The organism is Agrobacterium sp. 22-223-1 (assembly GCF_053522385.1).
In genome coordinates this window covers 523082-537316 of sequence record NZ_JBNWCN010000002.1, presented here as the reverse complement: position 1 = coordinate 537316, position 14235 = coordinate 523082, and the positions used below count along the sequence as shown (strand labels likewise).

The following is a 14235-nucleotide window of genomic DNA, read 5'->3' as shown; positions in this document are numbered from 1 at the left end:
ACACGCCAGCGCACGATGGGATGCGATTTGCCGCAGAGCCGCTCATGGCAGGTCTCCTGCAGCAGTACGGGCAACGAATAGTTCGTGCGGCTTTGCGTAGGTCAGTGCATCTTGCGTCGCCGTGACGGGTGAAAGCGCGTCGTCCGACGAGCGATCCGGAGACGCGGAATTGACAGGCGAAGCGCCGTGATCGCGCCCGACGAAGATCGCCGCCTCGCGCCAATCGAACGGTCGGCCGAGCGTCGAACCGTTCATCGAAGGACGCGCGCCGCGTAGCGCGGGCGCGAGCGAAGCTACGTAAGCGCCCGTCTCTGCGGGCAAAGCCCGGCCTTTCGCACGATGCTCATCATAACGCCCGGGGCCGGCATTGTAGGCGGAAAGCATGGCGGCCATGTCGCCATAGCGATCCCACATCTCGCGCAGATACGCCGTGCCAGCGAGGATATTGTCGCGTGGATCGTAGGGGCTGGGGCCGAGACCATAGCGGGCGCGAAGTTCGGCCCATGTGTCGGGCATGACCTGCATCAAACCCATCGCACCGGCCGGGGATACGGCGCGCACGTCTCCCGCGCTTTCCGCGCGCAGCACGGCGCGGATCCAGCGCTCCGGAATGCCGAAGCGCTTCGAGGCTTCGGCGATATGCGCTGCATGGGGATCAGCGGCAGCCGAGTGTACGCCCGGCGCGGATTGCGCGATCGCCACGCTCGATCTGCTGCCGAGCGAGAGCGCGGCGACCGCCACAACAACCGCATAACGGAATAGCGCCCTGCCTCCGCTGCACCGCAAGCCTGCCAGCGTGCTCGCTGCGGTCAAGGGCAAGGCGCAAGCGCCGGCCGGAGGCCGCCCCTGACCTACGTTGCGCGCGCCGGCCGTCCTGCGGCCGAGCGGGACGACGGGATGAGACGGCCTTTCCGCGAACAACGGGATGAGGATTTTGAACGCGAGTACGATACCGGACCGCATGGCTGTCAATCCCGCCCATCGCGTGGCTTCGGGCGGTTCCAATGCAACGACCAAGCACTTTCATCGCCGTCCGACCGGAAGAGATTCGCGCGAATTGGCTGCGCGAGCGTTGGATCGTCAAACTGCAGGGAGAGATAGTCGCCGGCCTTCTCGCCGGTCTCCTTCCAGGCGGCCCCGACTTCGGGACCGTCCTTGTCGGTTATATGAATACGGAAGTCCGGCGCGTTCTCCGCGTCGGACTTCTTGGCTGGGACGAGCACTACTTCGGCATCGATGACAAGCGTGTGGATGCGGCCGGAATAACCGATCTTTGTTTTCTGGAATGCGCCGATATTGGCCATGGGGTATCTCCTTCTATTGCGAGTGGATGGAAGGTGCCAGTGCGCCCTTCAACGCGTTTGGGCACGCCAGACGAAGCGGCCATCGCCGTCGTCGGTGTAGAGAGGGACAGCGCGGCCGATGACCGCGGAGGCGGGAAGCGCGCCGAAGTAGCGGCCGTCGAGGCTGTCGCGGACTTCCCAATTCATGAGGAAGAGTTGCCCTTCGGCGATCACGCGACAGCCCTGCCAGGTGGGGAGGTCGCGGCCCATTCGATCGTGCTCCAGCGCCTCGCCCATTTCGATTGCATCGACCGTGATGGTGCGGCCGATGCGGCAGACCTTTTGCCCCGGCAACCCGAGCACGCGCTTCAGGAGCGGCACGCCGCGCCCGATATAGCCGCGCGAAATCATGAATTGGGCGAGCGGTTCGGGCGGCAGGACGGCAACCAGTTCGGGGACCTCGATGGCGTCAGCCAGCTCGACGGTGTAGAAGCCGATCGGCGCGCTGGCGGTCGCGTTCCAGATCAGTTTCGTGGATGTCGGGATGACTGTCGAAGCGAAAGCGCCCAGCGCCGCTATGCACGTTGTCAGGACGTAGCCAAGGCGCGTCATGGCTCTACCTTCCGGCGCAGGAGGAACGCCTTGTGCTGGCTGGCGCCGTAAGCGCGCGGCTCAGCGTCGGCGGTCATCCGGTTATGGACATGCCGCCAGTGATCGGGCGAGACTTCGGCGGGCTCGACACCCTGCGCCTCGATCGCATCGATGATCCGGAGAACACGCTCGACCTTCGGCCAGCCACCGATCTTGAGAAGCATCTCACCGCCGGGGCGGACAAACGGGAGTGTCTGGAACGGCTCGCCGCAGTCGACGGCACGTACGATGTCGACGCGCGAGATGATCGTGCCGTGCTCGTTTGCGGCCCAGCGGACGAGGCAGAAGATCATCTCCGGCGAGAAACCGACGAGCCTTTTGTGATTGTCGAGTTTCTGATCGTAGCTTGCGCGGCCGAATCTGATCCAGTTCTCGATCCGCTTTTCGACCCAGGTAAGTTCGACAAGCGTGAGGAAGGGCGCGGGACCGTCCGGCAACGGGTGGCCGCGCATGCGGAGCGCCGCATTGTTGGTCATGGTATGTCTCCTTGGCGTTCGGGGAATTCGCGTTCGAGCAACTCGCGCAGCATGTCGGAGGCCGTGACGCCGCGCCGGAACGCGGCGATTTTGATGCGCCCGCGCAGCTCAGGCGTGATGTCGATAGTGAGGCGTGCGGTGAAGGCGGCGGTGGATGTGCCGCTGCGGGTCGGCGTCGGCTCGGCGGCCTTGATCCAGCCGTCTGCGTCGCCCGGCCGGGCCGCGAAGCCACGCTTATCCGTGCGCGCCGTCATGACGCGCCTCCGTCGTCAAACGGCAGTACGGAGGCGATGCGCGCGCGGGCGCGCGCGGCTATGTCGGCAACGATTTCGCAGCCAAGATAGCGGCGGCCGGAGAGCCGGCAGGCTTCGCCGGCCGCGCCCGATCCGGCGAACCAATCGCCGACAAGGCCGCCCGGCGGGCAGCTTGTGCGGATCAGAATTTCGAGGAGCGCGGACGGCTTTTCGGTCGGATGGATTGCACGGCTATGCGCGTTGCGTGCGTAGATGACGGAGCGCATGAGGCGCGGTCCTCCGTCATGGCTGACATAATGACCAGTGTCGATATGACCCGTGTGGGGCGGGCGCTTCTTGCGCCGTACCGTCCGTGCCAGCGCGTCGGGCGTCGTTTGGACGTCATTGTATACTTCGCGCCAAGGTGTCTCTGCCGGATAGAACTGGACGGCCAGTTCATGCACCCTTTTAAATCGATCGGCGTGGAAGCCGGTACCGTTCTGCTTCTCCCAGACGATCTCCTGCGCGATGCGCAACCCCGCATCGGCGAAACGATCGGCGGTCGCCATGAAGCATCGGAGCGAACCGAAGACCCAAAGCGAGCCGGCGGGAGCAAGCGACGTGCGGGCAAGCGTCAGCCAACCGTCAACACGCCGGTCCCAGGCAAGCGAGGTGTCGCCATAGGGCGGGTCGGCGAGGATCATGTCGAACGGCGCGTGCCGAGGCATGAGCTCGCGGCAGTCACCAGCCAGAACGGTTTCGGAGAACCCCGTCATGATACGGACCTCCCTATCTGAAGCCGGTCGATCTCTGATGCCAGTGCCGAAATCTCGCGCGCTGCCGGGCTGTCGGCGGCGATCTCCGAGGCGAGACGCCCGGTCTGCGCCGCATCGGCGAAGACGACACGCTGACCGATCGTGGTCGCGAAGACAGGCGGATCATGGTCGGCCAGAGTCTCGGCCGTTTCCCGTGCAATGATCGTGCGGGCGGCACAGCGGTTGAGGACAAAGCGGGCAGTGAGTTCGGGCCGGTAGATGCGCGCTTCCGTCAGAAGCGCGAGCATTTCGGCCGATGCCCAGCCGTCGAGCGGCGACGGCTGCACCGGCATGACGACAAGATCAGCGGCCAGCAGCGCGGAGCGCATGAGGCCGGCAACACGCGGCGGCCCGTCAATGACGATATGATCGGTGTTACGACCGAGTTCCGGCGCCTCGCGATGCAGCGTATCGCGCGCCAGGCCGATGACGCCGAAGGCGCGTGGCAGGCCCTCATGGGCACGCTGTTGCGACCAGTCCAGTGCTGATCCCTGCGGATCGGCGTCGATCAGGGTGACGCGCAGGCCACGCCCGGCCCATTCGCCGGCAAGATGGAGGGCGATCGTCGTCTTGCCGACACCCCCCTTTTGATTGAGGACAGCGACGATCATGATTCATCCCCCGGCTTGCGGGATCGGGGCGCCCGGACACTTGACGTGTTCTCGGTCGTAAAGGAGGATTTACGGAAAGACGTATCCGGCTTGACCGACAATCCCTGTCCGGGTTTTGCCCTTGGCGAAGCGACATCCAGACTTTTTGCCGCGCTACGGATGAGGTTTTCCACATCGCGCGCGCGCCCTTCAAGGTTAGATTCTGTATTAGACTCTAAGTTAAGGTCCGGAATTGTCGTTTCGGGCCAGAGGCTTAACTGTGGTTTCTGCGTGCGAAGTCCCGATACCGTCTGCGTGCGAAATCCCGATAGCCCTGCGTGCGAAGTCCCGAGTGTTTCCACAGCCTTGTCCACAGGGGCGACTGACGGGCCGGCGGGAAGAATTCTGAGCAACTCCCGGCGCCCCTCACGCTCGATCCGGAGGCGGTAGCCTGGCAGCGGCTGACGCAGAACGATGCGACGAAGCTGAAGCGCGAAGTCGGAGACACGCACCAGGCTGCCGGATTTTTCATGGAGATGCGGAACGTCGAACAGCCAGCCGCCCGGCTGGCGACCGGCGTGCTTTCGCGCAACACGATACAGCCAGCGCTCGATCCCTCCGGTCAGCCTGAAATAGGCCGGGTCGATCGTCAAAACCAGCGAGCGGTCGATGACGCCCCGGTAGAACCAGTCAGGCAGGACGAACTCCATGCCCTCGACACGACCGTCGGCACGGGTGAGTTCTTCCCATTCGTTGATCCACGAGAACTGGTGCCGGCGCCAATTCTCGCCTTGGCGTATATTGGTGCGGATGACGGTAGATTGCAGCCGGGTGAGCGCACCCTTCAGGAGCCTGTAGTCACGCGCGCCGGTTTCGCGACCAACTGCGGTCAAAAGCTGATAGGGCGTGAAGCGCAGGAAGCGAGAGGTTCGAAGCCCCAGGTTCTCGGCCTCGACGATCTGGCTGGCGGCCCAGATCAGGACGTCGGCGTCCCAGATCGTCGCCATTCCGTGCTGCTCCACGGCGAGGACCTCAACGCGAACGTCACCGGTCTCATAGAGGATCGGGATGACGCGCTTGGCCTTGGCCAGCGAGAAAAATGGACGCTCCATCAGATCGCGCTGGTCGCGCGGTTTCGCGTCGCCGGTCGCCACGACGAACGGATCGAGCGTGGTGCGCTCGCTGGGGGTGATAAGGCGGCGGCGCTGCATGCCGGGTCCGCCTCAGCGATGGCGCAGCACGCCGCCGTAGGCGGGCGAGACTGCGGATGTCTGGCGCTTGGCGGGCAATACGGAGCCACGAGGATCGGAGGTCGAAGTGACGGAGCCGCGCTCGGCCCATGCCTGAAGATCGTCAATGGCGTAAACGACGCGGCCGCCGAGCTTGCGATAGGCCGGGCCAGTCCCATAGGTACGATGCTTCTCGAGGGTGCGGGCGGAAAGGCTCAGGAACTCGGCGGCTTCCTTGGTGCGCAGGAAGCGCGGCGGGACGGTGGGAAGAACGGGTCGCATGGGTCGGGCCTCCGTGGCGTTGCGTGTGGCCGCTGGTGAGGAGCGGCGGACTGCGACTACGGTGGCGAAGATCGATCGGCTGGAGGGAGGGGGAATTTAGGGGGCGCTATTTCTCACCCCCAGCGGGCCAGGGTCAGGACCGGCGGCGATGGCGCAGCAGCATGCGATAACCACCTGCGATCATCGCAAGCCCATCCTTGACCAGGGCTGTCGTGGCATCACGGAGAGCGGAGGTTTTCCAAGGTTCGGAGGCGACGCGATCGACGCCGAAAATGACACTGGCGATATCGCGATAGGTGGCGCCGTTCATGCGCCCGTCGGTGGCCTGCAGCATGTGCCGATGACGGCGTTTCTGCTGCGGAGTCAAACGACGGTCGTCTGGGACGGCGCGTCCCAGCAAGGCGCGCAGCAAACGGTCGATCGCCTCTGTGCGGTCGAAGCCATCAGCATTGAGCGGCACGAGCGCCGCCAAAGGCGTTTCGGGCAGAATGCCGGCAAGCCGCAGGAGCCGGATCGTTTGACCGCCGGCTTCGAACACAAAATGCGTTCCGTCGTCGTCCGCGCGCTCGGCAATGTCAGGCAGCCCGGAGTAGAGATTGCCGGCCGCCGGTAGAACGATGGGCATTTGGGTGAGCAACACGGTGCTGGTGTCCGCCTCCGCGGACCAGATCACGCGACGCTCTCCAGCATTCACCGACGGCGGGACGAAAAAACTGCAATCCCCACTTCCGACGAAGCTCCCGTTTCAGGGAGGGGCTGTCGGCGCAGGCGTAGTCCTTCTGATAGTCGGGGTTGCGCCTGAGCCATTCCCAGGCGAGGTCGGGAGAGTCGAGGTCGTCCAGGTAGTCATAGATTTCCGAGGATCGCCAGCGCGATATCTTTGCCGTCATCCTTTTTCCCCGTGCCGCAACGTGGAGTGGCACCATGCCCAAGATATAGGCAAGCGGGAAGGTCCTGCGGAGGCGCCAGGCGATGCCGCCGGCGCATCGCCTCGGTCTAGCGGCGACCGTCGCGAAGAAGCAGCCGATAGCCGTGCTCGGTCATCCAGCGGGCGCGAGCGAGATGGGTGTCGTGAACGCGCCGGGCACGTTCAGGCTCCGCGTCGGGGTCAATTCCGAAAATGATGGAAACCGCCTCACGCCAGTCAGCACCGTCCGCCGCGGCGTCGAGCACGCGCATATAGACCTTCATGTGAGACCGGTCGTAATCCGTCAATACGGCACTATGCGGTGGCTCATCCAGGAATCCCGGTTCCGTCATTCATCCTCCCAAACGGGAAATCTATATCTGTCATCGGGCAATATGTGAACGACCATCATTGTCGAGTGGATGCATGCCAGGATGATGACGTCGTGGTCGAATGAAGTTTGCACAGGCGACGTCAAGTAGCTTGAAAACGACGAAACGCGCCAATGTTCACGACCGCTTTCCGGAATTCGACAGACTACTGTTATCCATGATCATCACGCCTTCTCCCCTGTCCGTGGTCAGAAAGACGATGCCATTGCTCTCAAGCGCACGCCGCACCTGATCGCGGGTTGATTCATAGACACGCAGACCATTCTCGGATTCGAGGCGTCTGAGTGCGGTTAACGATACCTGGGCCTTGTCGGCAAGCGTCTCCTGTTTCCAGCCAAGCAACGCTCGTGCGGCCCGTGACTGACGGGCGGTGATCATGAAGGGGATCACCGCCACAAGTCGCGGCGCAGAAGCCAGAACTACGATGATAATAATCGTTCTTTGGAAGAATACCACCCATAAACGTCTTGTCTCTCGCATTTAGACCGGATCGCGGCTTCAGGCGATTCGGCCACGAGGTGCTACAGTCACAATTGTGGTGCCCTTGTATCGCGAGCCGGGCGGAGCCCGGCGAGCGGCGGCCGCATTGACGCGCAGCCATTCCACTGATCCGCGAAGCCGGATCGGCGTAAAAATTGGGAAGGCACAAAACCTGAAAAGCGGAAATCCGTAGAGCCGGCTTTCCGGCTCTACGATGGTGTGGTTATCGCATCTTCAAACGCTGCATCCCTTCTGCCAGCGTCCAAAGGGCACGATTAAGGGTGACGTTCTGGTCGATACCGTTGATAGCGCGGGTCTGGCTGCGCCGGATGCGGCCTTCGGAATTCCGCCGCTGTCCGTGCAGGCCGCCTTTCGTCAAGTGCTCCTGAATTTGATTGAAGGAGGTCCAGAGGCTGTTACCGGCATCCTCGCGGCGGCGCGGCTGGATGATCTGGTCCGGGCGGATCGGGCTTTCTTCCTCGCCATAGCGCGCGACAAGGCTCGCCTCCGCCAGTACATGGCGTTCATCCTCCGAAAGCGTGATTTCCTTCATCGTCTCGCTGGCATCGATGAGGCGCGGAAAATCTTCGGCGACGGTGTAAACGCCTTCGATGATATCATGCTGGATGTTGCCCTTGTGCGGGACGCGGACTTCCTCGAACCGCTCACCCGCAACAAGGCTGTTGGTGCAGACGAAACGCAGCATTCCCGCAAACATCTGGTAGCTGCTCGTTCCATCATGGCTGTTGACGATGATGACTTCCGCCGCCTCGGGCTTGCCGATGCCGTCATCACGGCGCAAGCGCAGCATGTGCTTTGCGTGGCCCATGCGGTCGCCGTCGCGGGGAACCGCCTGCACGGCGAAGAACGGAAACCATCCTTCCCGGCGCAACCCCTCCACGATGTCGATGGTGGGGACGTAAACGTAACGCTCCGAACGGCTGTCGTGAGCTTCGCGGGCAAAGATGGATGGGACGTGCCGATAAAGCGCTTCGTTGTCGAGGGCTTCGCGGCCGCTGATCTGGTGGCTGTTGCGGCCAAACCGTGTGGCGAGATGATAGTTCATGGTCCTTGCTCCTTTCCCGTTGATGCCGAAGGCGTGTCCCTCGACATGCCTTCCGGGGGCGCGAGAGCGCGCGGGGATGGGAGGGGGCAAATGCCAGCGAGCATGGCCGGCCTGCCAGCGTGAGCGGGACGGAATGGCGGGATCGGAAGCATGAGGATCGTCGACCGTTCTGCGAACCGGCAGGTCTGCCACTGCGCAGGCGGCGTTTGAGGGGAGAAAGGGGAAAAGTTTCCCTTGGCCTCCCCTTTAATCGGCAAGGCTCAGGCCGCAGCCGATCATGAGAAAGCGCGCGCCGCGCTCCGTATTCTCTGATGGCGGCGGACATGAGCATGGCAAAGCCCCGCTTTCGCGGGGCTCAGCCGATTGCCTGCTTAGTTGACGGCGCGGCGGCGTGACCAGATCAGCGCCAGTTCCTCGGTCTCCGTTTCGACCAAGCTCGCATAGATCGGAGCGGGGAAGCTCGGGTCGTCCAGCTTCACCGAGAGGTAGGAATTGCCCTTGTCGGACTGCTTCTTCCAAGCTGCTCCGAATTCGGTGGTTCCGGCGAGCACGCGGAAGTCGGGACCGTTTTCGTTTTCGCCCTCGACGGGCAAGAACTTCACCGACTTGACGTTGAGGTTGAGGGTTTTCACAGCGCCGGAGAAGCCGTTTTCTGTGCGGGAGAAAGTGCCGATCGTAGCCATAATGAATTTCCTTCTGTTGATCGGACCGCGCCCATCGCGATCTCGATGATGGTCGATTGACCGGGGACGATCGGCCCGCACCCCTCATGGGCCGGAATGAAGTGGAGGGCGGCGGGCGAACGCTTTTTTGCTTCGCGCTGCAAAGCCGGCCTTCAGGCCGGTGGCGGAAAAAAGCGGGCGGCGGACGTTGCGGGATTGAGATCGAGGCGGCGCTTTGCGTCGCCGGTCTTCGGTCAGACCTGATCAATCGGGTTCGCGTTGGGTGCTGTTTGGTCGGAAGGAGAAAGTAAATTCATTATGGCTGCGCTTGTTCAGCGCTTTCTCGTCGAGCACCGACAACGGCTTTGCCAGCGCCCCGCTCAAGTCCCTTAACCTCAACGTCAAGTCGGTGATGTTCCCCGCCGATGTCGAGGTCGGCACCCGGAACGGCCACCCCTTTCGCCAGTCATTCGCCCTTATGAACCGCCGTGTTCGGTGCAGTGTGGAAGGAGACGCTGCCGGGGCTAGGCAATGCCTACCTCTTGGTGACGCTGGACGATCCGAGCTTCCCCGCTCCGATCGTCTCCATGCAGGCATGTTCGGGGCGGACACCGAGGAACTGGCGCTGATCTGGTCCCTGCCGCTGTACCGTCAACTGGACAGGCAATCGGCCGAGTTTCGTGGAGGCGCTGGCTTTCCGGGCGAGATGTCCGCCGCCACCCTTGCGTCAGAGATCATAGTCCCAATGGGTGAAGACCGCACGGGTGGGCTATGGCGCAACCGCGAGCCCGACCCGAAGGAGATGTCCGTCAACCACCCATAGACCCAAAATCATCGGCTATGATTTCCAGGATTTGATAGTCGGTGATGAAGGGCCTGAACCCTTTGTTGAGCAATAGCAGCAAGAAATCCTGTGTGATGGGTAGCGTCTCGATCCTTTCGATCTGGATCGTCGGTATGCCATCCGGAAAATCTTTACGCCTGTTTTCATAAAGGTCCATCACTTCCGCACGCACCTCCTCAAAAGTGGAAAAGTATGAGGCATCCGGAAAGTCGACATGTTCCCAGCGATCAAAGTCCGGGTCGTCGCGATGGACCGTGTAGGTGTAGATTATGCAGGGTTCACTCATCGTCGCTGTCTCCAAGGTCTCGAATACAGCAGCTTGAATATGACGGACATCCCGAGCGATAAATCTGCAGATCTGCAGTGGTTCTGGCAGATGGCACTTAGTCGCCGCCCGATGAAGGGTAGTTCGCAAGTCGCGCCAAGGCAGACATCCCGGTGCAGGCACCACCTGCCATGCAGAAGACCTGTCGCCAGAGTTCGGAGGGGACGGCTTCGCCCGTCACACCATGCACAAGGGCATAACCCGCGATGGCGGCGGGGATGGCGAAAACAAGCGCGACGGCAAGGCGCAGGGTCGGAGAGCGCAGCGTGACAAACAGGCAGGCCAACAGACCGAAGCACGCCACCCCTGCAAGAAATCCGGCAACTCCCGCGCCGACTGGTCCGGCTCCGCTGGCGTAGGCGACGCGCGCTGCCGTCATGGCAATCATGACAGGCAGGGCATAGGTTGCAAGCGCATAGGCAGCCATACATGCCGCGCCGATAAAGGCGACGGCAATCATCAGGAGTGGAATCATCCCCATCTCCTTTTCCTGCGGGGCTGAAAGGGTGAACCGGCGCGGCAGAGGTTGCGGCGCCGGCTCGTGGTTTCAGGTGACGATCATGCCGGCGTGGCGGGCGATCTTCGCGTAGGAGCTGAGCCGGTACTCGGCCTTGAAATACAGGTCCCGTTCGACCGGCAGGCCAAGCCCGCCGCGCACATCCTCGATCTCGCTGAGCATGACATAGCCGAGTTCGGGACTGCCGAGGCCAAGGTCGCATAAACCGAACAGCCTGATGTCATCGCCTTCGGGAAAGGCCTCTGTCAGCAACCATGTCGCCGCCGCGTCCGGCGTGAACAGTTTTACGACCGGGAACGGATCGAAGCCGTCCTGCACTTCGCCGGTACGACCGTTCTCGATAAGGCGGTCGCGCAGATCGTCGGGGATCAGCGGTTCGGTGCGGGGAAATCGCCATATCATGACGCTGCCTCCTGCACCGAACCGCTGACCCTGTAGCGAACACGAAAGGCGGCGATGGCACCGACCTGCCGCGCCAGCCTACGGTCGAGTGCTTCGATTTCGCCGCGCCGTTCGAAGCGTAGTGCTGCGATATTCGCCTGAACATCACGCTTGTCGGCCCGTATCCCCGTGGTCGAGGCATGGCCGAACTGGCGCGCTTTGACGCGGCTGCTGGTTGTCATGCGCTCGGCGCGCGCGGCGATCTGCCGTTCTATGATGGCGATGCGGCGCTCGGTCTCCGCGCGCGCTGCCTCCAGGCGGGACAGCATCGCCCGCTGCTCGAAATAGCTTCTCATGGGTCTTGGTCCTGTCGTGCGATCGAGGGTTCCGGCCGCGCTGGTGCGGCCGGACTTGTCCTCGCTGCTGTCGGAAGATTGGCCGGAACCGCGGACGCGACTCCGACCATGACGGTTCATTCGGCGGCGACGTTGAAAGTTTCGCTTTCCTCTACCGCGCTGCCGTCCTCGACGGTGCCAAGGTCCACCGCTTCCGGTTCTGCGGCGTCGGCCGCATCCGGCTCGGCCACCTCCGGGGCTTCCGCAACCGCTTCTGCCTGCGGAGCGTCCAGCCATGCGGGCCGCTCGGTGCGCAGCAGCGGCGGGAGCCATCCGGTTCCGGCAAGACGCTGCTCGGCCGCTTCCGCCATCGCCTGCTTCTTCATGTCCGCGAGCCGTTCCGCCGTCTCGTCGCCTGCAGCTTCCCGCACGGCGGCGAGGATATGCGCCTTGGTGACGCGGCCGAGATAGGTGCTGACGGTCGGCGTCCAGTGCTGGTTCATATCCAACACCAGCGCCGTCGCCAGCCTGTCGGCGGTCGCATGGGCACGGCGCTTTTGATTCTCCCACGGGAGCTTGAGGGCGTTGACGGTCAGCGAGGCGCAATGCGCGAACAGCGCCATGACGCTTACGGGGTCGAGACCGGCGATAAAGCCCCAAAGGTCAGCCACGTCCTGCGGCATGTCCGACGCCCATCCGGCATGACGATCCGCCAGCATCTTCGCTGCTGCCGTGTCCTCTATGCCGTCCGCATGCCCACCAAGCTGAACGCTGGTCGGGCGGATTTCGAGGGCATGGGCATCGACACCGCGATAAAAGGTCTGCGCGGCGAGCGCATGGGTGACGGCGATCAGCGCCATGTCAGGCTGCTCGCCAAGCGCGAGGCGCAGGCCAAGCGTCCGGTGGGCGGTCAAATCGCGGGTGAGAAGATCGGATACCGGCTTGGCCGCATCGCCTTCCTCTTCCTCCGGTTCGAGGTCGGAAACATGGTTGCCATCCTCGCCATGATCGCCGCTCTCGATGATCTCGCCATCGGCGTTGACGCGCATGCCGTCGATAGCGGTTTCGCCGTCCACGCCTTCCTCCGGCTCCGGCGCCTCGTCCTCGGGGCGAATGAAGCCGCGTTCGATGCGGGCGGTTCCGTCATGGTTCAACACCACGAATGCGCCGCCGCGCGCAATCTCGTCCGGGTCATAGGCATGGCGCAGCCTATCAATGCGCTCGATCTCCGCTTCAAGCTCCGCGAAGCGCTCGTCCACGTCCGGGGGAAGATCGTCGTCCACGTCCTCCCATTCCGCTGTCAGGCGATCAAACTCGTCCTGCGCTGCGGCATAGGCGGCTGCATCGTCTTCCGAAAGCTCCACCGGATGCTGATAGACGCGGCGAAAGCCGTGGGCGTGCGGGAAGTCAACGGAGGCTTCCGCCCACTTCCAGCCTTCCGCCTGTACCTCGGCGGCGATATTCACCAGCTTTTCGAGGACAAGCCGGTCCAGCAATGCGGCATCGTCATAATATCCGCCGCGATCCTCGGTGAAGAGGTCGCGGACGATAGTGCCGCCTGCTTCCGTATAAGCTTCCGGTCCGACAAAGACGGCCAAGCGATCATTCGCTTGCACATGCATCCGCGTCAGGTCACGGCGGATGATCCATGGTTCGCGGTTATAGCCGAGACCCGCATAAACCTGCTCCTGCCGCGCATGGTCGTCGGTAATCGCGAATGCCTGCAACTGCTCAAGGGTCAGTTCGCCGTCGCGGTAGGCCTGCATCAGCTTCGGGCTGACCGCGCCGAGCTTGAGCCGCTGCTTCACCACATGGGCGGTGACGCCGAAGCGGGCGGCGATTTCCTCCGCGCCCCATCCGCGTTCCTGTGAGAGTTGAAGGAAAGCCTCGAACTGATCGGCAGGCGAGAGGTTGGTCCTCGACACGTTTTCGTCAAGGCTGATCTCGAACGGGTCGTTCGCAGTGTCGATCACGCAACGGACGACTTCCGTCTTCCTGATCTCCTTGCGCTTCACGCGCAACATCTGCGCCAGCCTGCGGCCTTCGCCGATGGTCACGAAATAGAAGCCGGTCGGCACTCCCTCCGTGTCAAGCTCCGGCTCCACCACGAGGTTTTGCAGGATGCCCTTGGCGGCGATGCTGACCGCGTAGGTTTCGACGGTCTCATCGCTATGCGGTGTCTTGCGCGCATTGCGGGGAGACTTCTTGAGCTTGTCCAAAGGAATGAGGACTTCCCTGCCGGTTACGGTTTCCGCTGCGGGTTCCATTTTTGTGGCGCTTGCGGCTTCCTCCATCGGGCTGGCCGTGTCTGGTATCGGCACTGCCACTGCCTCATCTCCAACCGTTTCTGCGACATTGCGGATTTCCGCATCCGCCACCGCGTCCTCGACTGTCGCCGTGACGGCCTTCGCCTTCTTTGCTGTCCTTGCCATTGTTCCAATCCTTTCTCCGTTAATGCCGGAGGCATGTCCCCGACATGCCTCCCGGGGGCGCGTGAGCGCTCGGCAGAGAGGGGGGCGGCTGCCGGCGAGCATGGCCGGGCTGCGCGGCGAGCGAGGCGGATGTAGCCGATTTGACTGTGAGGGTTATTGGTCGCTTTGCGAGCGCGCCGGTCCTGCCATGTGCAGGCGGCGGTCGCGGGGGAGAGATGGCCGAAACCATCTCTCCCCATTGTGGGACTGGAAGCCGAAAAAACATAATGTTCGCAATCGGCTATCGGAAAAGCGGCCGCTGCCGGACGCACGGAGAGTAGCGCATAACACTCACA

General features: G+C 63.0%; 21 protein-coding genes. 1 reads left to right on the top strand and 20 read right to left on the bottom strand.

All coding sequences use genetic code 11. The features are described 5' to 3' along the window. Nucleotides 1-42 precede the first annotated feature (42 nt). The 15 genes from ACQZ60_RS14595 to ACQZ60_RS14525 form a co-directional block, all read right to left on the bottom strand. The gene (locus ACQZ60_RS14595) at nt 43-819 is read right to left on the bottom strand and encodes a lytic transglycosylase domain-containing protein (protein WP_434058029.1); all 777 of its coding nucleotides are present in this window, start codon (nt 817-819) and stop codon (nt 43-45) included. A gap of 149 nt (nt 820-968) precedes the next feature. Further along, the gene (locus ACQZ60_RS14590) at nt 969-1304 is read right to left on the bottom strand and encodes a DUF736 domain-containing protein (RefSeq protein ID WP_153315336.1); all 336 of its coding nucleotides are present in this window, start codon (nt 1302-1304) and stop codon (nt 969-971) included. Between the two features lie 48 nt (nt 1305-1352). Further along, nucleotides 1353-1895: a S26 family signal peptidase gene (locus ACQZ60_RS14585; protein ID WP_153315334.1), complete on the bottom strand. Its 543-nt coding sequence runs from the start codon at nt 1893-1895 to the stop codon at nt 1353-1355. After that, complete coding sequence (locus ACQZ60_RS14580; protein ID WP_153315332.1) at nt 1892-2410, bottom strand: DUF2840 domain-containing protein; 519 nt, start codon at nt 2408-2410, stop codon at nt 1892-1894. Before ACQZ60_RS14580 ends, ACQZ60_RS14585 begins: the two co-directional genes overlap by 4 nt. Beyond that, the gene (locus ACQZ60_RS14575) at nt 2407-2664 is read right to left on the bottom strand and encodes a ribbon-helix-helix protein (protein WP_153315330.1); all 258 of its coding nucleotides are present in this window, start codon (nt 2662-2664) and stop codon (nt 2407-2409) included. Before ACQZ60_RS14575 ends, ACQZ60_RS14580 begins: the two co-directional genes overlap by 4 nt. Continuing rightward, on the bottom strand, nt 2661-3419 hold the full coding sequence (locus ACQZ60_RS14570) for a DNA-methyltransferase (RefSeq protein WP_153315328.1): 759 nt from the start codon (nt 3417-3419) through the stop codon (nt 2661-2663). Before ACQZ60_RS14570 ends, ACQZ60_RS14575 begins: the two co-directional genes overlap by 4 nt. After that, nucleotides 3416-4069 (bottom strand): ParA family partition ATPase, encoded by a 654-nt coding sequence (parA, locus tag ACQZ60_RS14565; RefSeq protein WP_153315326.1) that lies wholly within the window; start codon nt 4067-4069, stop codon nt 3416-3418. Before parA ends, ACQZ60_RS14570 begins: the two co-directional genes overlap by 4 nt. Beyond that, complete coding sequence (locus ACQZ60_RS14560) at nt 4066-5259, bottom strand: replication initiator protein A (RefSeq protein WP_265613945.1); 1194 nt, start codon at nt 5257-5259, stop codon at nt 4066-4068. The genes parA and ACQZ60_RS14560 overlap by 4 nt, the downstream gene beginning before the upstream one ends. 12 nt (nt 5260-5271) lie before the next feature. Next, nucleotides 5272-5559 (bottom strand): helix-turn-helix transcriptional regulator, encoded by a 288-nt coding sequence (locus ACQZ60_RS14555; RefSeq protein ID WP_153315323.1) that lies wholly within the window; start codon nt 5557-5559, stop codon nt 5272-5274. Between the two features lie 133 nt (nt 5560-5692). After that, nucleotides 5693-6232, bottom strand: a complete 540-nt coding sequence (locus tag ACQZ60_RS14550; protein ID WP_265613943.1) for a DUF2285 domain-containing protein — start codon at nt 6230-6232, stop codon at nt 5693-5695. After that, nucleotides 6135-6449 carry a transcriptional regulator domain-containing protein gene (locus ACQZ60_RS14545; protein WP_448735499.1) on the bottom strand — a complete coding sequence of 105 codons (315 nt, stop codon included), beginning with the start codon at nt 6447-6449 and terminating at the stop codon, nt 6135-6137. Before ACQZ60_RS14545 ends, ACQZ60_RS14550 begins: the two co-directional genes overlap by 98 nt. A gap of 106 nt (nt 6450-6555) precedes the next feature. Then, nucleotides 6556-6819 carry a DNA -binding domain-containing protein gene (locus tag ACQZ60_RS14540; protein ID WP_153315321.1) on the bottom strand — a complete coding sequence of 88 codons (264 nt, stop codon included), beginning with the start codon at nt 6817-6819 and terminating at the stop codon, nt 6556-6558. A gap of 156 nt (nt 6820-6975) precedes the next feature. Further along, nucleotides 6976-7236, bottom strand: coding sequence for a helix-turn-helix domain-containing protein (locus tag ACQZ60_RS14535; RefSeq protein ID WP_265613942.1), 261 nt, complete (start codon nt 7234-7236; stop codon nt 6976-6978). A 325-nt stretch (nt 7237-7561) separates the two neighbouring features. After that, complete coding sequence (locus ACQZ60_RS14530) at nt 7562-8404, bottom strand: DUF932 domain-containing protein (RefSeq protein ID WP_153315317.1); 843 nt, start codon at nt 8402-8404, stop codon at nt 7562-7564. A 371-nt stretch (nt 8405-8775) separates the two neighbouring features. Then, complete coding sequence (locus ACQZ60_RS14525) at nt 8776-9087, bottom strand: DUF736 domain-containing protein (RefSeq protein ID WP_153315315.1); 312 nt, start codon at nt 9085-9087, stop codon at nt 8776-8778. A 467-nt stretch (nt 9088-9554) separates the two neighbouring features. Between ACQZ60_RS14525 and ACQZ60_RS14520 the strand changes: the two genes are divergently transcribed. Next, the gene (locus tag ACQZ60_RS14520) at nt 9555-9695 is read left to right on the top strand and encodes a DUF736 family protein (protein ID WP_336507957.1); all 141 of its coding nucleotides are present in this window, start codon (nt 9555-9557) and stop codon (nt 9693-9695) included. Between the two features lie 180 nt (nt 9696-9875). On the opposite strand, the gene ACQZ60_RS14515 is transcribed toward ACQZ60_RS14520, so the two are convergent. The 5 genes from ACQZ60_RS14515 to ACQZ60_RS14495 form a co-directional block, all read right to left on the bottom strand. Continuing rightward, complete coding sequence (locus ACQZ60_RS14515) at nt 9876-10196, bottom strand: hypothetical protein (protein WP_153315313.1); 321 nt, start codon at nt 10194-10196, stop codon at nt 9876-9878. A 97-nt stretch (nt 10197-10293) separates the two neighbouring features. Continuing rightward, the gene (locus ACQZ60_RS14510; protein WP_153315430.1) at nt 10294-10710 is read right to left on the bottom strand and encodes a hypothetical protein; all 417 of its coding nucleotides are present in this window, start codon (nt 10708-10710) and stop codon (nt 10294-10296) included. 72 nt (nt 10711-10782) lie between these two features. Beyond that, nucleotides 10783-11154 carry a DUF2958 domain-containing protein gene (locus ACQZ60_RS14505; RefSeq protein ID WP_153315311.1) on the bottom strand — a complete coding sequence of 124 codons (372 nt, stop codon included), beginning with the start codon at nt 11152-11154 and terminating at the stop codon, nt 10783-10785. Further along, entirely contained in the window at nt 11151-11489 is a 339-nt protein-coding gene (locus tag ACQZ60_RS14500; RefSeq protein WP_153315309.1) for a hypothetical protein, read from the bottom strand. The genes ACQZ60_RS14505 and ACQZ60_RS14500 overlap by 4 nt, the downstream gene beginning before the upstream one ends. A gap of 116 nt (nt 11490-11605) precedes the next feature. Further along, nucleotides 11606-13900 (bottom strand): ParB/RepB/Spo0J family partition protein, encoded by a 2295-nt coding sequence (locus ACQZ60_RS14495; protein WP_153315307.1) that lies wholly within the window; start codon nt 13898-13900, stop codon nt 11606-11608. Between the last annotated feature and the right edge of the window lie 335 nt (nt 13901-14235).